Genomic DNA, 21,291 nt, shown 5'->3' with positions numbered 1-21,291 from the left:
GCACCTCTCAGAGAGTATCTGTCACAGGAAGGTGACGGACAGTCACCCGGAAAATCCTGTTAAGTCCCTTTCAGTCGCATCCCTTCTTCTTGGGCCGGCCACAAAGACAGGGGCGCGGTGCGGGCCGCAGGAAGCGACCATAGAATGCGGTCAACAGGCTGCAGGGCCACGGTCATTGAGGGCCGATCAGGTCCGACCTCGTAGTGGTTGCTTCTGCAATTCCGGGGGAAAGTTGTCCAAGAGATCATCAGCGCTGGAAGCGCTCCCGGCGCATGCTCGCCTCGTGATACCCGTGCTGGGTCCAGCAGGTGGCAGTGGCCGGTCCACCACAGCGGGTCTTCTGGCGGCGGCCTTTTCCTCCAGCGGGCCTTCGGTCGTCCTGGACACCGCGCCGCGGCTGGCTTCGCCCTGGCCGCTCTGGTGCACGGACCCCGGGGACGGGCTGTTGTCCATACCGCCCGACCGGCCTGCCACCCGGCAGCGCATACAGCAGGCGGCCTCCGGATGCCGGACGTCCGAGGGCCACACCTGGCAGGTGCTGACGGACCACCAGAGCTGGAGCAGTGCGCCTCTTCCCCTGCCCACAGATCCTGCCGCCTGGCACCAGCTCGCGGCCGCCGGCGGCTGGCAAGCCGTCGTCGCCGACACTCCTCATGCCGTGGCGCAGGACATCATCGCCGCCCGGTGCGCCGGACGGAGCGGCCAGACCGCCTCCTGGTGTGCGCTCCCCTTCGCCGTCCCCGTGCTGAGTGCGGCCGCCACCGGCCCGGGCGTGCAGGCCCTCCAGATCGCCGTCAAAGCAGCAGTGGCCGAAGGACTGCCGCTGGGGCGTGCCGTCGTCGCTCTCACCTCGACCGGGGAGGGTCGTCCACCGGCACCGGTACGGGCCGCTGCCACGATGCTCCGGTCACATGCCTTCGCCGTGGTCTCCGTGCCTCATGACCCGCACATCCGCACCCACGGAATGAGCGACTCACACCGTGTCAGGCCGAAAACGATCACGGCAGGGCACGACCTGGCACGGGCCGTACTCGCTTCCGCCCGCGCGGCGTGGGGGGACCCGCTTCCCGCAGCCCGTAGGCCCGCGCCCCTGTCCTTCGACGCCGTCGTCGCTCCCGAAAAGGTGCCCGCATGAGCTCCACGCTCGAAACCTTCCGCCTCCTTGCCGACAGCCCGGTTCCGGGCTACACGCCGACCGTCCCCAGCACCCTCAAGACACCGACCGGAAGGATACTCGGCTGGACGGCCGGCATCGGTCTGGCGCTGGCCGTCCTGGGCGGGCTCTCCGGCTGGGCGTGCGTGGCGATCGGCCACAACAGCGAACGCGGCGGGCTGGCTGCCCGGGGCAAGCAGGCGATCGTCTGGAGTCTGGTCGCCGGCATGGGCATCGGAGTGACTTCGGGTCTGGTCATGGCCTTCTACAACATGACGCAGGGCTGAGGATGGACTACCGGACCAAGGCGCGGCGCGCTCGGCTGCGTCTCATCATGATGGGAACTGCCGCAACCGCTGCCCTGGTCGCCGGCGGTCTGCTGGCCGTCAGTGTCAGCGACTCGTCCCCGCGTCGCGCGAAGCCCGCCTCGGACCGCGCCGCCTCCGCCTCCCCGGCTCCCGGCAAGGGCACGTACACGAAGTACACCCCGGCCACGGCGCCGCCGGTGCGGCTGCTGAAGCCGGATTCCGCCGAGAACGGGATCGGCACGGGCTTCCCGCATTCCGCGCGCGGCGCCACCTCAGCGGCCGTCTCCTATTGGCAGGATCTGAGCCTGGTCGACGACCAGGCCGCCGAGCGGCAGTTGCGGACCATCGCCGCGAGTCCTGCGGATCCGGCCGTGCGCAACGGCGTGTCCGAGGTGCGGAAAGTACGCGAAGGGGTGGGGCTGCCGCCTTCCGGTGGCCCTCCGAACGGCATCACCTTCACGACCGACGTCAAGGCCGCCCTGATCCGGAGCCTCGACAGCCGGGGCGAGGTGATCCAGGTGTGGATGGTCTTCGACCGCTACGGCACCTCCCCTGACAAGGGAACCGACCCCGAGCCGCTCAGGGACGAGGTCGACAACCTGATCCTGACCTGGGAGCAAGGCGACTGGAAGGTCACGGAAGCGGCGAAGTGGGTGCGGAAGTCGACCGCACCACGCAGCTACGACCCCCACGGCACCTACGCGTTCCAGGACGGCTGGCGGGAGGTCACCGGTGATTAGAGCACTTGCCCGGTGCGGCACGGTGCTGGCAGCCGTCGTCTTCGTCTGCCTGACGCTCGGGGCACCCGCCTATGCCGGTGCCAAGCCGCCGGACCCCATCCCCGAGAAGATCGCCGCAGGCCGACCCGGTATCAGTACGACGACCGGCGAGTACTGCGATGTGGACATCGACCGGAACTGCCGCCCGCCGCGCGACTGCGAGATGCCCGGGACGCTCTGCATCGGGGAGGGATCCAGCGATCCCGAGGAGGCGCACCGGGCCGAGGTGACCCACCTCGAGAGGTGGCTGGAGAAGGCCGACCACAATCAGCACAACTACGAAAAGATCAAGAAATATCTGACCAACTGCGTCAAGAAGAAGAAGAGGTCCTTCCAGGAGTGCCAGAACCGGGCGTCCTACGAGTTCACGCCGCCGGCCAAGACCCCGCTCGACTGGGTGGCCGGGAAGATCTCCGATGCCGCGGCCGGCGCGCTCGAAGAGGCCGCTGCCGGGCTGGGGAATTCCGTCGTCTGGCTGCTCAAGCAGTTCGCCGACGCCTTCAACAGCATCTCCACCATCACTCTGTCCAAGACCGGCATCGGTCCGGTCATGGGCATCATGACCGGGGTGTCAGCGCTGGTGGCGACCTTCCTGCTGCTCATCCAGTTCGGGAAGCTGGCGATCTCCCAGAAGGGCGCCCCGCTGGTCACCGCGATCACGGGGCTGGCCAAATGGGGTGTGATCCTCGGGGTCTATGTGACGGCCACCCAGGTCGCCCTCAACTGGTCGGACACCTTCAGCACCGCCCTGATCAACTACAGCTTCAACGGCGGACAGGGCACCTCGGACGACGCCTCGGATGCCATGAAGGAGCAACTGGGCAGCATGTTCGCGGGGCTGGTGAGCGGTAGTGGTGCCGCCACGGCGGGCACTGCTCTGATCACCGGCAGCGGGGTCGCCTCCAGCGCGGTCGGCTTCGTCATCGTGATCAGCATCCTGTGCATCCTGGCGATCGGCGCGCTGTGGGTGGAGATGCTCGTCCGCCAGGCGGGGATCATGATCCTGGTCACCGTGATGCCGCTCGCCCTGGCGGGGCAGCTGTCCGACGCGTCGACCGAGTGGTGGCCCAAGGCCCGCAACGCGCTGATCTCGCTGATCCTGATGAAGCCGGTGATCGTCATCTGCTTCAGCATCGGCTTCTCGGCGATGAGCCATGCCGAGGGGGTGCGCAACGTCATCGTCGGTCTGATCATCTTTGTGCTCTCGTGCTTCGCCTGGCCCACGCTCGCGAAGTTCATGACGTTCACCACCGTCGGCGCAGGGAGCAGCACGGCGTCCGGCATGCTCAGCTCGATCGGCTCCTCGGTCTCCAGCAGCTTCGGCGGCCACAATCCGGCCATGAGCGGCGCGGGCATGGTCGGCGGGGGCGGTGGCTACACCAAGGCTCTCGAGGCCGACAACGCCGGATCCTCCGGAGGTTCCGGAGGCGGCGGTGGCAGTGGTGGGGGTGGTGGCGGTGGCGGCTTCTGGTCGAAGGCGATGATGGGCCGCAAGGGCGGCAGCTTCGGGTCCAAGGTCGGTGGAACCGTCGGCATGGGGCTTCAGCTGGCTGCCCTCGGCAAGGACATGCTCGAGAGCTCCGCGCAGAACACCGCCGCCCATGCGGGGCTCGACCACGCCGCCCAGGGCGGGCGCAACGTCGTCGTCCCGCGGCGGGGAGGCCATGCGGCGGAGGAGGCTCCGGCACCGGACGGTGCTCCGGCACCGGGTGGTCCTCCGGCACCGCAGCAGTCCCCGTCCTCCGAGGCCGAACCGCCTTCGCCGCCACCTTCGCCGCCGCCCGCTCCGCCACCGTCCGCACCGGCGCCGCCGCCGCCAGAACCCCCTTCCGAAGGGAGCTGATCCGTGACGGCAGTCGAGCCCACCACCTACAGCGGCTGGCAGTCGGAGCGCAGCGGGTTCATCGGCAATCTCAGCGGGACGGGCTTCGTGCTGGTGGCGGCCGCCTCGGTCATCGCGCTGGTCCCGCTGTACATCCGGTCCCTCTCCGGCGCGTTCATCGCCCTCCCGTTGGCGGCCGTGCTCCTGCTGCTCGCGTACGGACGCGTGCTGGGGCTCACGGCGGACCAGTGGATCGTTCTCGCAGTAAGGCATCAGATCGCCGTGGCCACCAGCAGAAACCTGTTCTTCTCGGGACTCTTCGCACCGCGCACCAAGGACGGGCAGCAGCCGATGGACCTGCCGGGGGCTCTGACCCGTCTGCATCTGCTGGACGCTCCCGACGGCATGGGGGGGCAGCTGGGCATCATGCACAACCCCGTCGACAACACCTACACGGCCGTGTGCCGGGTCTCCCACCCGGGTCTGGCGCTGATCGACACGGAGCGGCAGAACGCCAGGGTGAGTGCCTGGGCGGCTGTGCTGCGCAGCCAGTGCAAGGAGGACGGGATGATCACCAGGATCGCCGTCCACCAGCGTTCCCTGCCGGACGACGGGGCGGCCCTGCGTTCGTGGACGGAGCGGCACATCGCCGAGGAGGCGCCGGTCCCGGCGGTCGAGGCCCTCGATCAGTTGATGGCGGGTGCCGGGCCGGCGGCGACCATCCGGGAGACCTACCTGTCCGTGACGCTGTCGGCTTTCCGTGCCCGGCTGGCCATCCGGGGGTCCGGCGGCGGTCAGCGGGGGGCGGCCGCGGTGCTCGTGCGGGAGCTGAACGCTCTGCAGCCGGCGTTGAGCAGCGCCGGGCTGCAGGTCACGGAGTGGCTCGACCCCCGCGGCGTGGCGCAGGCGATCCGGACGGCCTACGATCCGGAAGCTCACGTGATGCTGGCCGAGCGCAACGACGCGGCGGCCACCGTTCCCGGCTGGCGGGGTACTCCGCGCGGGGTGGATCCGGGGGTGGCCGGTCCGGCGGCGGCGGAGACCCAGTGGGGTGTCTACCGGCACGACGGGGCCTGGACGGTCAGCTATCAGGTGCGCGGGTTTCCGCAGAGCGAGGTGTATGCCACGTTCCTGCAGCCGCTTCTCAAGCCTCGTTCGAATGCCCGGCGTTCGCTGTCGCTCGTCTATGAGCCGATCGGTCCGGGCAAGGCGCGCAAGGAGCTCGCGCGGGAGAGGACGAAGCGGGAGGCGGCCCGCGGGCTGCGGGCCAAGACCGGCCGTGCGGAGAGCGAGGACGAGCGTCGGGAGGCGATCACCGCGCGGTCGCAGGACGTCGCCCGTGCGGCCGGCCATGGTGTGCTGCGGTTGACGGCGCTGGTGGCGGTCACGGTCATGGATCCGGAGCAGCTCGAGATCGCGTGTGCGGATCTGCAGGCGGACGCGTCGGCGGCGGGTCTGGAACTGCGGCGGGTGTGGGGTGCGCAGGACGATGCGTTCGCCGCCTCGGCGCTTCCGCTGGGTCATGGTCTGCCGGACAGGCGGGTGGGGATCTGATGCGCTTTCCGTTCTTCTCCCGCGGGTCGGGGGGCGATGACAGTGTGCTGAAGGCGAGGCCGCTGGCGGAGTTGTTCGATCCTGCCGAGCCGGTGGTGCCTGCACCGCAGTTGAGTGCCCGTGAGCAGCGCCGGTCGCGGTTGCTGGAGGATCCGGATGCGGCGATGCGGGTGGCTCCTCGCCGGGGCTGGAACCAGCCGTTGGCGGGTCGTACGGCTTCTTTCAACAGGGCGGATGTCTTTCGGGCCGACACTGCGCGGGCCAGTGGGATCTATCCGTTTCTGCACGGCGCGTCGCTGCCGTCCATCGGGGTGTACATCGGTTGGAACACCCTCACGCAGCAGGCTTTCAGTGCTCATCCGACCGCCTGGGTGAAGGAGGGCCTCTGCACCAATCCCAATGTGATGATCACGGGAATTCCGGGGTCCGGGAAGAGCGCGCACATCAAGGCGCTGGCATTCCGCATGATGGCGCTCGGGCACCGCACGTTGATCGCCGGAGACGTCAAGGGCGAGTACCGGACGCTGTGCGAGCACCTGGGGGTCGCTCCCGTCCGGCTCGGCCCCGGGCTGCCGGGGCGGCTCAATCCGCTGGACGCGGGCCCGCTGGGGTACGAGCTGGACGGCATCACCGACCGGGAGGAGTACAAGGCGCGGCTCCAGGAGATCCACCGGCGGCGCCTGACCCTGCTCCAGGCCCTGCTGGAGCTTCAGCTGCGGCGGAATCTGGCGCCGCAGGAGGAGGAGTGCCTGGATGTGGCCGTCCGGGAGGTGACCGGGGAGTTGTACGGCCAGGACCGGCTGCGCATCCCGACCCTTCCGCTGGTCTACGAGAAGCTCAGGGACCCCACCGGCGAGATGGCCCGGGAGATGCGGGTGCGGGGGAATGATGTGCAGCTCGCGCGCGAGCAGATGGCGTCGCTGCGCGCGGCCCTCGGCGGGATGATCACCGGTCATCTGGCGGGGCTGTTCGACAAGGAGACCTCGATCGGTCTGGACTGGGACGCCCCGATCCAGTCCGTGGACGTCTCGGCGCTGGAGTCGTACGGGGACGACACGATCGCCATGGTGCTCACCTGCGTCTCCTCCTGGGCCCAGAGCGCGATCGACCGGCCGGGTTCCCGCCCGTGGCTGGTGGTCCGCGACGAGCTGTGGCGCCAGATGCGCAGCGGAGGCACGGCCATGGTGCGCAAGATCGACGCCGACCTGCGGCTGAGCCGGGCGACGGGCACGATCCAGGTACTGGCCACCCACCGGCTGTCGGACTTCGAGGCGGTCGGTGCGGCCGACTCGGAGGCGGTCGCCATCGCCAGGGACCTGATCGCCAGCTGCGAGACGCGTATTCAGCTCGCGCAGGACACCGCTCCTCTCAACCTCACCCGGGAGGCGATCGGTCTGACGGACGCCGAGTGCGATCTGATCGCCTCCTGGGGGGCGGGGCAGCGGGGCCGGGCGCTGTGGAAGGTGGGCCGCGGGGGTGGGCACGCGGTGCAGCTGATGCTCTCCCACATCGAGCAGAAGCTCTTCGAGACGGACGAGCGGATGGTGATGTGATGTCCCGGCGCGGGGGTTCGGGGTCGGCGGGAGGGGTGTCCGACGGCACGGTTGTGGCGGCCTACGCGGCGGGGGTCGCCGCCGTGGTGGGCGGTGCGGTGCTGCTGGCCGGGCCGCTGGCCTCGCTGCTGTCGGGGAGGGGGTGGGCGAGGAGCACCTCGGCTGTTCCCGGCACGGTGACGGGCGCTCTGGTCCGCGGTCCCGGGTCCGTCTTCAGCCCGGCGCCTCCGGCCTGGCTCTTCTACTCCCTGGTCGCGCTGCTGGTGGCCGTGCTGGTGACGGTGGTGGTGAAGGTCGCTTCCGTGGTGCGGTTCGGCGGCCGCACCGGCGGTGCCCAGTGGGGCGGGGCGAAGACCGAGCGGAGGCTGGCGGCTCCGGCGGGTCCGCCGCAGCGGGCGGGCCGGCTGAGCGCGGGCCGGGGAGTGCAGACGAAGAAGATCCTGGCCACGCAGCCGAACATCTCCGCCACCGTGTTCGGCGTGCCCGGCAGCAGCAAGACGACCGGGCTGGTGCTGCCGAACGCGGCCGAGTGGCAGGGCCCGCTGGTGGTCACCACCACCAAGGCGGCCGACCTCGATGTCATCTACGCCCGCCGGCGGGCGCTGGGACCGGTGTGGGTGATCGCTCCGGCCGGGATTCCGGGCCGCGAGACGCACCACTGGTCGCCGGTCGACTACTGCACCGACGCCAAGTCCGCCGAGCGTATGGCGGCCTGGATGGCCGAGGCATCCGCCTCCGGTGACGACAAGCGGGCCGCTCCCTGGGTCGACCAGGCCCGCAACGTCCTCAAGGGCGTGCTGCTGGCGGCTCAGCTCAACGGGGGCGGTGTCAACGACATGCGCCGCTGGCTGTCGCTGGGCAAGGACGCGGTCGACCATGTGCGCGCCGTGCTGCTGGCCCACGACTACCAGGAGACGGCCGACGACTACGCCTCTCCGTGGCTGCGGCTGCACGAGGACGGCATCGGCTCGATCCAGTTCACGCTGAATGTCCTGGCCCGGGTCTACGCCGACGAGGAGGTGCGCGAGACCAGCTCGCGAACCGACTTCACCGTCGAGGAGCTGCTGGACCGCAACGGCACCGTCTGCCTGATCGCCTCCGAGGCCGACGCGGAGCGCTTCGCACCGCTGCTGACCTCGCTGGTGGCCTCGGTCATCCACGGCGCCGAGACCCGGTACAACAGCACCGGCGTCCCGCTCGATCCGGCGCTGGGGGTGATGGTCGACGAGGCGGGCAACATGCTGCGCTACCCGCGGCTGCCGAACATCCTCACCACCGGGCGCGGCATGGGCATCAGTCTGCTGACCGTGTGGCACGACCTGTCCCAGCTCCGGGACCGGCTCGGGCAGCAGAAGGCCAACACGGTGCTGTCGGCCTCGGGCATGCGCATGCTGCTGCCCGGCTGCGGCGACCTGGAGACGCTGCGGTACTTCTCGGGGCTGTACGGCCGCACCGAGGTGCGGCGGGAGTCGACCACCCGGGGGCGCGGCGGGGACCACTCGACGCAGGTGTCGGTCGTGGAGACCGACCTGGCCCCCGTGCACGCGCTGCAGCAGCTCCCCGAGTTCACCGCGATCGCGCAGTACACCAACCTGCCGCCGGTCAAGGTGCGGATGCGGCTGACGTTCCGCGACAAGGACCTGAAAAAGCTCCTGGCCGCCCCCGGGCCGGCCGGGATCTCCCTGGCGAAGAACCCACCGATCGGCACGACCCCAATGGAGGCCGCTGATGTCTGAGTACACGCTGGAAGGTATGGAGGGCGGCTTGGAAGACCCGGGCTCGCTGTGGCCGGAGCTGCCGGAGCTGGAGGAGGAGTCCGCCGCCTACGGCTGGGTGTGGTCGGCCATGACGCCGGCCGAGCGCCGCGCCAAGATGCGGGAGCTGGCCGAGTGGGTTCAGTGGCTGCGCACCACCTTCGAGCTGCACAACCAGATCCCCCAGTGCTGGTACCGGCACCCTCCGGTGCGCGAGCATCTGACAGCGCTGTACGCGGGCTGGGTGCGCACCTACTGCCAGCCGGCGCCCGGCCGGGACCTGGCCGAGGCGGAGTGGCTGTCCACCCTGCACGGTTTCCTGCCGCGCCTGCAGGTGGCCAGCTGCGCCAACGGCACCCACCACGAGGCGCCGCCGCGCCCGGCCGTCCGGCCTGAGGCGCAGGAGGAGTTCGAGGACTACCTGACCGTGTCCGAGTTCGGGACCGCCGAGTCCGCGCATCCCGCGGAGGCGGAGGCGCTGCGGCAGGCCACCGACATTTAGCCGCCCGTCACCGCACCCATCGAGGAGAACGTGAATGACGGAGCAGACAGTGGCAGCCGTCCCGGAGCGCAACGACACCCTGCGTCTGGCGCTGAACAGCCTCCCGCACCCCATGCGCCGGCACAGTGGAGAACTGCGCCGGACCTATCAGGAGCTGCGCAGCACGTGGCTGCGTGCCGGCGAAGTGCCCGCGCCCCCTGCCCCCGCGGGAACCGGGACCTCCGACGGGCACGACGTGGCGGCTGCCCTGCGCGCCCTGGAGAGGCACTCCGCCGTCCTGGGCGCGACCGGCAACCCGCTCTGGGAGCAGTTGCAGGACACGCGCAAGGCCACCGCCAGGATGCGGCGTTCGGTCTGGGCCTTCACCGGCGACCGGGTCTGGCGCAAGCATGTCGTACCGAACGCGCACTGGAAGCGGCTGTGGACGGACATCGCGCAGCAGTCCACCAATGCCTACGCCCGTCTCGCCGGTGAACTGGCCGGCCAGCTGGAGCGTGAGGGACGCAGGGAGACGGCTCCCGCCGTCGCCGCGCTGCGGGAACTGAGCCGGACCGCTGCCGAGCGCAGCGCCGAGCTGGGGAAGCTGTCCCGCACGAACCTGCCCACCCCCGAGGCATCCGCGGTGGACCGGGAGATTCGCGGGATGCGCCGCCCCGATCTGGGATACGGACTGGGCGAGGCGGGACGCGCGCAGGCCGCCTCGGCCTCCCGCGACGTCCGCCAGGGGCTCAAGATGTGGGCCGACCGGTCCACGCTGGGCCGGCGTCTCGGAAGGATGAAAACACCGGCGCTCGTCCGCATGAGGAAAGCGTGGGCGAACCTGCCCTCCGACAGCTTGCGAGAGGGCCCGCGGGATGCGGCGATACGGTTCGGCGAGCTCGTGCGGAGCGCTCACGCGGTCAGGGAGGAAATCCGCATGGGCAAGCTGGGCAGCTTCTCGGCGAAGGACGTCGCCACGCTGGACTCGGTGATCGACGCCGGGTTCCACCACATGAAGCGGCTCGCGGGCACCTCGCCGGCGGGGGTCGACACCAACGCCCGCGCCTATGTCTCCGTCGCAGAGGCACAGGACGGAAACCTGAGGCTGGCAGGCCGGCTCCTCGCCTGGCAGAAGAGCGCCATGGGCCAGGAGCTGCTCTCCAGCCGGAACGAGCACGTCAAGGCTCTGCGCGACGCCTGGCAGAACCTTCCGAACCCTCCCACCGAGAAGGACAGAAAACTGGGGACCTACGACCGGTGGGGGGCCGCCGAGAAGACGGCGGCGTTCGGCAGGGCCGCGCAGGCGCTCTTGAAGGCTCAGGCCGAGGGTTCCTTCTCGGCGGCGGACAAGGCCAAGCTCCAGGCGGTGGCGGAGGGCGCGATGAGCCACGCCGCGCAGATGGCCAAGATTCCCGCGTCGCTCCTTCCGAACGACCCGGCGAAGAACCGGACCGCCGTGACCGAGCAGTCCGCCCGGCAGGCGCAGGCCCGAGCGCAGGCGCCGGTGCGGACGCAGCCGCAGCCGCAGCCCACGGCACGCAGGGCGTCCGTCAGAGCGTGACGGCGGTGCCGGATGCGGGCGCCCGCCCGCATCCGGCACCCGGTTCACCGCCGGGCAGCCACGCGGGGGCGGGCGGGCTGGGCGTATCCGATGGCGGTACGCGGGGGCTCCGCCGGCGGCTTCACCCGGGCCATGCGCTGCTGGACCGCTTGGAGTTCGGCCTGGCGCTGGCGAGGGGAGAGGGTGGAGCGGCGGCGTTCCTCGCCCAGGATGCCGACCGCGGTGTCCCGGTAGTCGTCGGCGGTTTCCCTGGCGGCCTGAGAGCTGTCGAAGAATGCCTGCGCCCCCGGCCTGCCCCGGTCCTGGAGCTCCTTGCCGCGGGCGTAGTCCTGGAGCGCCTTCTGGTCCGCGTTGCGGTAGCGGTGCAGGGTGCTCTCCAGCAGCTCTCCCAGTTCAACGTCGGTGCGGGCGGCCAGCGGCCCGGCGGCGCGGGCCCGGCGGCCCGCGCCCCAGCGCGGCCCCTGGGGCCGGTCGGGGAGGCCGACAGCGGCGTCGATGGCCCACTCCCAGTTCTGGCCGACCGCCCGGCCGGCCTCCGTGGCGGCCTGCCGGGCCGCTGCCTGGTGGGCCCAGTCGGTGGTCCTGGCGGCGATCCGGGCGGCCTTCGCCGCGGCCCGCAGCGACATCTCGCCGGTCAGGCCGCGCTCGCGCTCGGCCTCGATCACCTGCCCCGGCGTCTGCCTGCCGGCTGCGAGCCCGGGCGAGTCCACCGGCGTGCCGTCCGGCCGGAAGACCCACACCCTCGCGCCCATCGCCGCGGCGCGGTTGGCGCTCTCGGCCAGCCGGTCCGGTGGGAGGGTGAAGGGGAGCCGCGCGGTGCGGCGGTCGCTCAGCTGTGCGTCGAGGGCGTTGAGCCGGCGTAGGGGCTCCGGTGTGGTCACCGCCGCGAACTCGATCCGGTAGCCGGCCTGCTGGAAGCGCATCATGTCCTGGGCCAGCGCCTGCGGATCGCGGGCGTCCGTGCGCAGGACGGTGTTGGCCCGCTGGTCGATGGCGTACTGGGCTGCCGCCAGGTGCCGGGCCTCCGGCCTGAGCCCGACCTCCTCGGCCGCCTCGTAGGCGGGATGGGAAGGCGGGTACCCGCCGCCGAGCTCGACGACGGGGCCGCGGCGGGTCAGCTGCCTGGTGACGTCGGCGGTGAGCGCGCCGGCGCCGGTGCCCTCGGCCCCGGCGACGACGACCACGACCGGCTGGGCGGGCGGTTCGACCGGCGGCGGGGGGTATGAGGGCTGCGGCGGCAGCGCCCCGTCGACAGCTTGTCCCGCCCTCTCCAGGGACGGGCCCGGCCCGGTGGGCGCGTTGTACTCCCTGACGGCCGAGCGCACCTCGCCCTGCGCGAGGAGTCCCTGGACGCAGGTTTCGAGCGGGCGCAGGTTCCGGACGCTGGCCACATCATCCAGGTCGGATCTGCCAATGGCGGCCCCTTGCAGGTCTTCGTTCACTTCCTGCCAGCGCTGCCGTCTCCAGGCTTCCCTCTCCGGGCCGTCTTCGGGGACAGGGCCGGAGTGGGTCTCCGTCAAAGCCCGGAAGAAGTCCTCGTAGCCGGGGGCGGTGAAGTGGTCGGGGGTGAGGACCCCCAGGACCTCGGGCACCCTCTCCGGGCTCCGCCACAGCTGTGCCAGCAGATGGGTTTGGTCCTCGAGGGTGATGAAGTTCCTGGCCTGCCCGCTGTCTTCGCCTGCCACTATCGCTCCCCGTTCCCGCTGTCACCCGGCCGCACCGGCGCGATCTCTTCCGCCTCCGCCCGCACCTGCGCCAGCCGGTCCAGCTCGGCCGCGTGCCGCTCCAACACGCCCACCAGAGCGGCCTGCCCGGCGTCCTCGGGATCGAGCGGGAGGTAACGGTCGTCCCTGGCCACCCACCAGCGGCCTTCGAACGAGACCGCCGCACCGTCCGGGGTCAGCGCCAGGGCCCTGCCGTCGGCCACGGCCTCGTGCAGGGGGCGCACCGTGGCGTAGTCGTCGACGATCTGGGCGCAGTAGGCACGCGCCGCCTCGACGGTGTCGTGGTTGTCGGGACGGATCGCCGTACGCCAGCCGCTGATACGGCGGCTGACGCCCAGCCAGCGCGCGTGTTCCCGCTCGTCCGCGCCGGCCGGGGAGCCCGCGTGCGCCATCCGGGCGGCACAGACCTCCTGGGCCCGGTCCATCGACGCCAGGAGGGTGTCGAAGGCACCCGCCGCCAGCTCGTCCCAGGCACCCGGCCGGATCTCGTCGAGTAGTGAGTCAGATATCGCAGTCACGCCACTCCTCCGTGCTGAGCCGGTGTTGGTTCCGGCGGCCTCAGCCTAGTGATCCGCGCCGGTCGCGGATCGCTGAACTGACCTCTGTACAGCGGCAGTTCGGCTCCGACTTCGTCACAACAATCCGTCCGGCGCCCGGTCCGGCGCCCCGTCCTGCCACGGGCGCGGCGTGGGCGGGGCGTGGGCGGCGGGGCGGCGGCTCGGCATCGGCAGCACGGGGGGCCGCACCGGCATCCCGGCCGGGCCGTCGCGGTGTCATCTCGCACGGCTCGGTCCGTCGCGGCGTGGCGGATCCGGGCGCTGCTGGGGTGTCGCGGGCGGAGCGGGGCGCTGCTGCGGCGGACGGGGCTGCTGGGCCCGGGCGGCCTGTTCGGCGGCGCGCCTGTCGTCGGGAAGGGTGGCGCGCACGCTCGCCTCGTGCCGGAGCGCGGCGGCCGTCTCCCGGAGCTGCCGGGAGCGGTCGCGCATGCGCCCGGCCTCTGCCGCGGCGGCCTGCGCGTCCTCGCCCGCAGTCGTCCGCGCCCGGGCGAGAGCGGCGTCGAAGGCGCCTCCCGCTTGCTGCCAGTCGTCGAGGAACTGTTCGTGGCGGGTGGGTTCCCCGGCCGTGACGGCAGCCTGATCGCGGTGCCGTTCGGTCCGGGCGAGCTCCTCGGCGAGGCGGGCCGCCTGCTCTTCCAGGCGGCGCAGGTGCTCCTCGAGAGCGCGTCGTTCCGCTCCGCGCACCGCGGGCAGGCCCATGCGCTGCGTCGCCGCCAGCCGGGCGGCCGTCTCCTGGCGGTGGGCGGTGTTCTCCACGGCCTGTGTGCGGGTGGCTGCGGCCTGCCGTCGGGCGTCGCGCCATCGGGTGATGGCCTCGACGCGGGCCGCCTGGGCCGAGACACGCTGCTCGATCCGGCCGCCGGGTACCGCCTCGGCGGCCAGCCGCTGAGCCCGTGTCTGCTGCTCGTCGGCGCTGCTGTCGGCGGCCCCGGCGGCATCGATGGCCCGCCGGTGCGCCTCGCGCAACTGGGTGTCGGTGAGCCGCCCGTGGGGCCGCTCCTGCCAGGGGGGCACGGCGGGGTCCGCGGCGGGGTCCGCGGCGGGCTGTTCGGTCTCCGGGGTGCCTCGCAGGATGCGGCGGGCCAGCTCCCGGCGGGCGTCGGAACCCCGGCGGACGCGCGCGCGGTCCTCGAGCAGACCGGGCGCGAGCTCGGTGAGGGTCTCCCGCGCCTCGGCGATCAGCCGCTCCTGGGCGGCGGCCTTCTCCTGTGCCCGGGATGCCTGCTCGGCCAGCTGACGGGCCCGCTCCTGGCGTGCGGGGGTGTCCGCGTCGCGCAGCGCCTGGCCGCGGTTGCCGGCGTCGAGTGCCTCCTGCCGGGCCGCGTCCCGCGCCGTCTCCGCACGGTGGAGCACGGCGAGGGCCTCTTCCACCCGCTGCACCCGGTCGGCACCGTGCCGTCCGCGGTGGTCTGCCCGGCGCAGCGCGTCGTCGTCCGTCCCGCCCGACTGCTGCGACGGGACCGCGGTGCCCGAACCGGCCCGGCAGTCGGCGATCGCGGCAGCCGCGGCGTCGTAGTCGGCGGCGGCGACGGGGTCGGCCGGACGCTGCCCCAGGGCCACCTCCTCGTGGCCGAACTCCCACAGTTCGCGGTAGGCCAGAGCTGCGGAAGCGGCCCGGTCCCAGCGTCCCCGGGCCTCGTCACCGGCGCTCGGGCGCGGGCCGATCGCCTCGAGCCACGCCGGGGGCAGGGCGGCCAGTTCCTCTACTTCCGGGGTGGTGGCGAGCGGCGGCTGGGCGGCGCGCCACACACCGCGCAGGGCGGCGTCCATGCCCTCGGCGGAGGGGGCGGGTCCGGTGGGGGCGGGGCCGTCGTGTCCGGCCAGGTCGCGGTAGACAGCCGCCGCGGTGAGCTGCTCCTGCCACGCCTGTGCCTCCTGCGCGTCCGCGGGGCGCGGGCCGTATGCGGCGGCCCATCCTCGCTCGGCTTCGGCATCCGTCTGGGCGGCCTCGCCGAGCTGGACGGCACGCTCCCGTGCGGCCGTGGCCAGGTCCCGGGCGGCCCGGACAGTCTCCGCGTCGTCGCCCGGCCCGGCGTCCGGCAGCAGCAGCCCGAGCGCCCGCAGCGGGTCGCCGCTCACGGCCGGAACGGACGTGAGCAGTTGCGGGGCCGTAGCGGGGCGAGGCGCGTCCTGCGCACGCCGGAAGGCGTGCGGAGTCCCCTCGTCCGGGTCGACGGCACGGGCGTTGCGGGCGTGCACGACGGCGGCGATGTCCCGCACCGGCCGGCCGTCGCTGTCGAGGAAGCCCCGCTGGTGCCACGTCGTCTCCAGCAGCCGGTCGGTGTCGATTCCGTCCTCGGCGAAGCGTCCCAGTTGGGCGCGCAGCGCGGGCCAGGCGGGGGCGGAGAGCAACTGCTGCGCGGCGCGCTCGCCGAGCAGCCCGGTGACGGCGCTGCGGGCCCGGTCGTCGGCGATCCGGTCGAGCACGAAGGCCAGCCTGGCCGTGTGCGTACGCACCGAACGGGCCGCTTCCTGGCTGCGGCGGGCGGTCATCGTGGCGGACTGCTGGGTGCCGTCGCGGCGCAGCACGGACTGCCACACCTGGCGGGCCGTGAGCCGCGGGCCGGGCCGGCCGGTCTCGGGGTCGGCGGGCTCGGAGGTGACCAGATAGGCGTGGTTGGCCAGGCGTCCCCGGGTGAGTGCGGGATAGGCGCCGTTGCGGTCCATGGAGCTGTCGAACAGGGCGTGCCCCGTGTCGACCGTGAGCCCCTGGGCGCGGTCCTTGGTGACCGCATAGCCGAGCTCCACCGCTTCGGACACATAGCTGCCCGGCAGGGTGATGCGGCGCCCGGTGCGGTCGTGGACGGCGGTGAGACTGCCGCCGTCCTCGACTGCTTCGACCGTCCAGGTGTCGCCGTTGCGCACCCATTGGCGGCCGTCGTGGGTGCGCAGCCGGCGGTCGTTGGCGCGGGTGACGACCCGGTCCCCGGCGCCTGCCCGGTTGCCGTCGCTCAGGGCGGTCTCGGCAGCGGTGTCGACCGCGCCGCGGGCCGCCAGGTCGCTGCGCGCACGCTCGTTCAGCTGCGCAACGAGTGCGTTGCTGGAGGCGATCATGACCGACTTCAGTCCGTCGCCGACGTCCTGCCGCCAAGCGGTGTAGACGGCGTCGAGCATGGTTTCGGCACCGCCGTGCGCGATGCGGCCGCGCTGCGCATAGGCGTCGAAGGAGGCGTCCGCGTCGCCGCGCGAGAGCGCCGCCGCGGCGTCGACCTCCCAGCGGCGGATGGTCTTGCCGGCGTCGCGGAAGCGGCGCACCTCCGACAGGTACTGCGCACCCGCGTCGGCCTCGACGAGGGCGAGCGCGCCGCCCACGCCGGGGGAACCGAGCTGGCGGGGATCCCCCACCAGCAGCAGCCGTCCGCCCACCGCTTCGACCTGTTCGGCCAGCGCGTGCAGGTCCGGAGTGGGTGCCTGGCCGGCCTCGTCGACGATGACGATCTGCCCGGGCCGCAGCGACCACTGCGCTCCGCCGTTCCGCTCGCTCATGTAGCGCCAGCGGGCGATGTTCTCCGCGCGGATGCCGGCTTCCTCGGCCAGGTTGTCGGCCTGCACCTGGCCGCCCGCCAGCCCCAGCACGGGAAGGCCGTGGGCGTCCGCGGCCTCGCGCACCAGCCGCATGATGGTGGTCTTCCCCGTGCCCGCCGGGCCGATGACCGCGCTCACGCGCACATCGGAACCCAGCAGGTTCCGCACGACCTGCCGCTGCTCCGCGCTGGGCTGGTATCCGCGCTCCTCGTCCCCGGCGGCGAGGGCGTCGTCGACCTGTCCGGGGGTCAGAGTGCGCACCGGGGCAGGCCGGGTCGCGGCCTCCACCAGGTCCCGTTCGGCGGCCAGGAGGCCGTGCGAGGTGAAGACCTGACCGGTGGCGACCGGCTCGAACACGGAGCCGCCGTCCGCCCGCCGGAAGCGCTCCGGGAGCGCCACCGCGTCCGGGGCGTCCAGGCGCGCACACAGGTCCGGATCGAGCAGTGCGTCGGTGGCTCGTTCCACCGTCCGTGTGAACGCCTCGTCGTCCAGCCGTACGTGCCAGCCCGTCTCCACGAGCTGCCGGCAGACCTCGGCGGCCGCGTTGGAGCGGGTCCACTGGGCGCGCTGTCCTTCCAGGACGCGCAGCGCTCTTCCGGGTATCCCGGCCAGCGGAACGCCGGGCACGGGAGCGGTGTCCGTCTGCTCCCGGGAGACCTCGGCCGCATGCCGCAGGAGGTCCTCGGGGTGCGGGATTCCCAGCTCCCGGGCCTGCGCGATCCACCTGCCGCGCTCCTCCTCGACGGTGCTCGGCTGCTTGGCGGGCCGGACGCTGAGCGTGGCGGCCTGCGCCAGCTTGTACTCCTCCGCGCGGGTGGGCTCACGTGCCTCACGGGCCACGAAGTCACGGGTCATCGAGGCCAACTCGGTCTCGGTGCTGCGGCGCCGCTGCGAGAAGTGCCGGACTACCTTCTCGCCCACCCCGAGGAACTCCCGCACCGGACGCCGCGCGGGCCGCAGCGAGCTCTGCCGGACGTCCGCGAGGACCCCGAACTCCGCCGCCATTCCCCGCTCCACCTCGGCGGTGTACAGCTCGGAGAACTCCACCAGCCGGGCGTGCAGCGGCCGGGCGTCCAGGGCCAGCCATCGGCCGTCCTCGGTGCGTACTTTCGAGCTGATCTCCAGGTGCCGGTGGAAGTCCGGATCCCCGGCGCGGGAGCTGCGGTGGGAGAAGACGGCCCCGATGAAACCCCGCCCCGGGACCTGGATCTGGGACGCCGCCGTCGGTCCCACCCGGGTCCAGCACACCTCCTTCTCCAGGCGCGCGAAGACCTTCTCGAACGCCGCACGCTCCACGGTCTCGAGTCGTGCGCGCTGCTCGTCGTCGGCCGTGGCCCACAGCAGGGAGAAGCTCTTGACGGGTGAGAGGACCATCTCCCAGCCGGCCCGCGCCGTACGGTTTCCCTCCTTGTCGGCCTTGGCCTGCAGTTGCTGACGCCGCGCCTCGCTCGCCTTCGGTTCGGCTGCCAGGTACTTCGCGAACAGTTCGTCGGCGGGTGTGTAGCGCGGCCAGGCGCGGCCCATCCGTTTGCCGCCGACCGGGTCGACGGCGTCCTTGAAGATCGCGTCGGCGTCCTCCTGGGTGACCGTTCCCGACAGTCCGATCGCTGCCGCCTCGGCGCCGATCCACTCTCCGGGAGTGTCCCCGCCTTCGGCCCACTGGGCGGTCAACTGCTTGTGTCCGACCTCCACGTCGTCGCCGGAGACGGTGTGCATCAGGTAGTCGATTCCGGAGCCCGCCGATATCGGATGCAGCGTGATCACCGGCGCCTCCCGGAGCGTGCCGCGGGCGCATTCCGCAGCGGCTCGAGGGCGGTAACCAGGCTGGCCATGACTGCAGTTCACCGCAGTCGACGGCGAATAGCAAGAGGTGTGCCCATTTCTGAGTTGCCGATGGTGTGGTGAATCCTCGGCAGAGCCGAGGATTCACCACACCATCGGCAACTTCCGCGTCTGTGACAGTGATGGGACACCAGAGGCTCTTGTGGCGGACGAGGTGGTCCGGAAGCATCTGCGGACATGACGTCACGACACAACGAACGCTTCCAGCAACGGCGCCAGGCGCTGCGCGAGCAACACAAGCGCGAGCTGGAGGAGGCCAAGCGGCGCCAGGCCGCCCAGCTCACCTCGATCACCGCCTACGACCAGCGCATGGCCAAGCTGGAGGAGGCCCGCCGCGACGTGGCCACCGCCGTCGCCGAAGCCGTCACCGCGTTCGGCGGCCGCCGCGACGCCGCCGCCGCCCTCGGACTGACCGCCGCCGAGATGCGGGAGTACCTCGCGACGCACGAGGAGCACGCCGCCCCTTCCCGCGCGGACGAGCGGGCGGCGGAGGAGCGGGAGTCGGGCGAGCGGATGGCGGACGGGCGGATGGCGGACGGGCGGGCGGCGACGGCCGAAGAGCCCGCGGTGGCTGAGCAGCCGGCGGTTGAGCGGTGGTCGTCGGCAGAGCAGTCTGCCGACCAGCACGCGCCGCGTGCACCGGAAGAGCCGGGCCGGCCGGCCGGCCCGGCTGCGCCCGGAGTGCCCGCGCCGGACGTGCCGGACGTGCCGACGGCGAACCCTGTCTGACCGGCCCGCTTCGCGGCGTCAGCCCTCACACGCGAAAGGCCCTGGGGCCGCCGATGTTCCGGCGGCCCCAGGGCCGGTTGTTCCGCGGTGACCCGGCGGAGTGCTTCAGCTCTTGTCCTTCTTGCCGAAGAGGGGACGCTTCCCCTTCAGCGCGGCGTCCCCGATCCGGTCGACGCGCTTCTCGATGACCTTCGCCCTCCGCTCGGCCTTGTCAGCGGCGGTGGGCTTCTTCTTGTCAGCCATGTCGTACTCCTCCTTCGACGGTGCCGGGCGGTGCCTCCGTCGTGAGGGAGGGGGTCCGTGGTGGGCCCTGCCCGGCGCAGCCGATCAGCCCCGGGGGCGGGGTGGGGGCAAACACGTCTTTGGTTTGCGGCCACCCCGTCTCCGGGGCAGGCTGCAAGCGGCGGGCAGGGACCTCCACGGACCCCCCTCACAGACGCCGGAGACGCTGGCGCACTGTCGGCAAGGAGCGGGGCACAGAAGGCAGGAGTCGCCGCAGCCGAGCAGCGGAGCATGTCGGCGAGGACGCATCGGCAAAGGGCGCCATGGACTCGGGCGGAGATCGGGCTGCGGTGCTCGCCCGTGCTCGCCCGGCACGTCGGCAGCCCGCCGTACCGCACAGCGGCCACGGGAGAGCACCGAACGGTGGGGCGAAGCGGTACGGGAGCAGCACGACTGCCCCACCGCGTCACGGTGGGGCAGTCGCACCGGGAGGAGTCCGAAGCTCGCCCCGGGTCGGGCAGTCAGGACTTGGGCCTGCCTCCGCAGTCGAGGCAGTTGCGCGCACCCGGGTGGAGTGGCTTCTTGCAACCGATGCAGATCACCTTGCTCATGATCATCGTCCTCTCCGTCGGGAGAGGTGGACCGCTTCGCGCGCTCCGTGGTGGCCTCTGCCCGCCGCGGCCGTGAGGCGCCGGGGTCGAGTGGGGGCAAACACGCTTCTGGTTTGCGGCCACCCGACCCCGGCGCAGGCTGCGAGCGGCGGGCAGAGGTCGCTGCGGAGTGTTGGACAGCCCTCCACATCGCCGATGTGGGAGGGGACGGAGTAGGACGGAGTAGTGCACGGGAAGCTCGTGTGCGCCCGCGGTGCCGGCGGGAAGTCCGGCGCGTGGCTGCGGTCTTCGCCGGCTGCTGGTCCCGATGCCGCCGGTGCGGCGGTACCGGGACCACCGGCTCAGGCCGGGACTCAGTCGTCCCCCTGCGAACCGGTCTCCTGAGGCTGGGGGGATTCGGGCTGGGAGGGTTCCGGCTGGGGAGGTGCGGGCCGGGGTTCGTGACCGCCGGCGTCCGTCCAGATGCCGCCCTGCTTCGTCATGATGTGCTCCTTCGACGGTGCCGGGCGGTGCCTCCGTACTGAGGGAGGGGGTCCGTGGTGGGCCCTGCCCGACGCGGCCGATCAGCCCCGGGGCCGGGTGGGGGCAAACACGCTTCTGGTTTGCGGCCACCCCGCCCGCGGGGCAGGCTGCGAGCGACGGGCAGGACCCGCGGGTCCCCTCTCTCATGGCAGCCGGAACCGCCGAGGCGCCAGCGAGAGAAGAAGGACGAACGGGGGGCCGGGGTGCCCCCTGTACGGATACACGGGCCATCAGCGGAGCCGGGAGAACCAGCACTTTGCGCAATGGCGGAACGAGGAGCAGAACGCTGCAGGCCGCTGCCCGTCAGCAGTCCCGGCGGGCAGCGGCTCTGTCGTGGCGTTGGCCCCGGTGTCCGCCGCACTCGGCGGACACCGGGGCCAACAGTGCGGGGGACTAGCCCTGCCGCTTGTGCGGACTCGGGCAGACCCACTTGAAGCCGAAGATCTTGATCTTCTTGCTGCCGCAGACGGTGCAGGTGGGAGCGTCGCTCATACCTGTCATTCCCTTCACGTGAGCCGGGAAGGCAGGACTCGCTCTGTACGCGGCCCGAGGTGGATTTCCCTGCCCGGCGCGAGCCGACCGCGCTGCGGTGGG

At 72.2% G+C, this 21,291-nt stretch carries 15 protein-coding genes; 10 read left to right on the top strand and 5 right to left on the bottom strand.

All coding sequences use genetic code 11. The features are described from left to right. The first annotated feature begins 445 nt into the window (after positions 1-445). From BMX65_RS34065 to BMX65_RS30645, 9 genes are read left to right on the top strand one after another with little or no spacing between them, the layout of a single operon-like run. Positions 446-1,135, top strand: a complete 690-nt coding sequence (locus BMX65_RS34065; RefSeq protein ID WP_275435261.1) for a hypothetical protein — start codon at positions 446-448, stop codon at positions 1,133-1,135. After that, entirely contained in the window at positions 1,132-1,440 is a 309-nt protein-coding gene (locus BMX65_RS30680) for a hypothetical protein (protein WP_075003623.1), read from the top strand. Before BMX65_RS34065 ends, BMX65_RS30680 begins: the two co-directional genes overlap by 4 nt. Before the next feature lie 2 nt (positions 1,441-1,442). Beyond that, positions 1,443-2,201: a hypothetical protein gene (locus BMX65_RS30675; RefSeq protein ID WP_239502315.1), complete on the top strand. Its 759-nt coding sequence runs from the start codon at positions 1,443-1,445 to the stop codon at positions 2,199-2,201. Continuing rightward, positions 2,194-4,083, top strand: coding sequence for a hypothetical protein (locus tag BMX65_RS30670; protein WP_075003622.1), 1,890 nt, complete (start codon positions 2,194-2,196; stop codon positions 4,081-4,083). Before BMX65_RS30675 ends, BMX65_RS30670 begins: the two co-directional genes overlap by 8 nt. 3 nt (positions 4,084-4,086) lie before the next feature. Further along, the gene (locus tag BMX65_RS30665) at positions 4,087-5,616 is read left to right on the top strand and encodes an SCO6880 family protein (RefSeq protein ID WP_075003621.1); all 1,530 of its coding nucleotides are present in this window, start codon (positions 4,087-4,089) and stop codon (positions 5,614-5,616) included. Continuing rightward, complete coding sequence (locus BMX65_RS30660; RefSeq protein WP_075003620.1) at positions 5,616-7,169, top strand: type VI secretion protein; 1,554 nt, start codon at positions 5,616-5,618, stop codon at positions 7,167-7,169. Before BMX65_RS30665 ends, BMX65_RS30660 begins: the two co-directional genes overlap by 1 nt. Then, complete coding sequence (locus BMX65_RS30655) at positions 7,169-8,905, top strand: type IV secretory system conjugative DNA transfer family protein (RefSeq protein ID WP_079172159.1); 1,737 nt, start codon at positions 7,169-7,171, stop codon at positions 8,903-8,905. Before BMX65_RS30660 ends, BMX65_RS30655 begins: the two co-directional genes overlap by 1 nt. Beyond that, positions 8,898-9,425, top strand: a complete 528-nt coding sequence (locus tag BMX65_RS30650; protein WP_239502317.1) for a hypothetical protein — start codon at positions 8,898-8,900, stop codon at positions 9,423-9,425. The genes BMX65_RS30655 and BMX65_RS30650 overlap by 8 nt, the downstream gene beginning before the upstream one ends. A 34-nt stretch (positions 9,426-9,459) precedes the next feature. Next, positions 9,460-10,965 carry a hypothetical protein gene (locus BMX65_RS30645; protein ID WP_075003619.1) on the top strand — a complete coding sequence of 502 codons (1,506 nt, stop codon included), beginning with the start codon at positions 9,460-9,462 and terminating at the stop codon, positions 10,963-10,965. Between the two features lie 44 nt (positions 10,966-11,009). Here the strand turns inward: BMX65_RS30645 and BMX65_RS30640 are convergent, their stop codons facing one another. The 3 genes from BMX65_RS30640 to mobF all read right to left on the bottom strand — a co-directional run bounded on the left by BMX65_RS30640 (position 11,010) and on the right by mobF (position 18,535). After that, on the bottom strand, positions 11,010-12,650 hold the full coding sequence (locus BMX65_RS30640) for a zeta toxin family protein (RefSeq protein WP_075003618.1): 1,641 nt from the start codon (positions 12,648-12,650) through the stop codon (positions 11,010-11,012). Then, complete coding sequence (locus BMX65_RS30635) at positions 12,650-13,207, bottom strand: hypothetical protein (protein WP_075003617.1); 558 nt, start codon at positions 13,205-13,207, stop codon at positions 12,650-12,652. The genes BMX65_RS30640 and BMX65_RS30635 overlap by 1 nt, the downstream gene beginning before the upstream one ends. A gap of 255 nt (positions 13,208-13,462) precedes the next feature. Continuing rightward, positions 13,463-18,535, bottom strand: a complete 5,073-nt coding sequence (mobF, locus tag BMX65_RS30630; RefSeq protein WP_075003616.1) for a MobF family relaxase — start codon at positions 18,533-18,535, stop codon at positions 13,463-13,465. Positions 18,536-18,790: 255 nt separating this feature from the next. On the opposite strand from mobF, the gene BMX65_RS30625 reads away from it, so the two are divergent. After that, on the top strand, positions 18,791-19,342 hold the full coding sequence (locus BMX65_RS30625; RefSeq protein ID WP_075003615.1) for a hypothetical protein: 552 nt from the start codon (positions 18,791-18,793) through the stop codon (positions 19,340-19,342). A gap of 105 nt (positions 19,343-19,447) precedes the next feature. Here BMX65_RS30625 and BMX65_RS33130 read toward each other — a convergent pair whose 3' ends face one another. Both BMX65_RS33130 and BMX65_RS34060 read right to left on the bottom strand, forming a co-directional pair. Continuing rightward, positions 19,448-19,585 carry a hypothetical protein gene (locus BMX65_RS33130; protein WP_162637706.1) on the bottom strand — a complete coding sequence of 46 codons (138 nt, stop codon included), beginning with the start codon at positions 19,583-19,585 and terminating at the stop codon, positions 19,448-19,450. 943 nt (positions 19,586-20,528) lie between these two features. After that, entirely contained in the window at positions 20,529-20,657 is a 129-nt protein-coding gene (locus tag BMX65_RS34060; RefSeq protein ID WP_275435260.1) for a hypothetical protein, read from the bottom strand. Between the last annotated feature and the right edge of the window lie 634 nt (positions 20,658-21,291).

Origin of the sequence: Streptomyces qinglanensis, from assembly GCF_900111245.1 — a bacterium.
Classification (GTDB): Bacteria; Actinomycetota; Actinomycetes; order Streptomycetales; family Streptomycetaceae; genus Streptomyces; species Streptomyces qinglanensis.
Note: the sequence above shows the minus strand (reverse complement) of the source record. Positions and strands in the feature narration are given on the sequence as shown.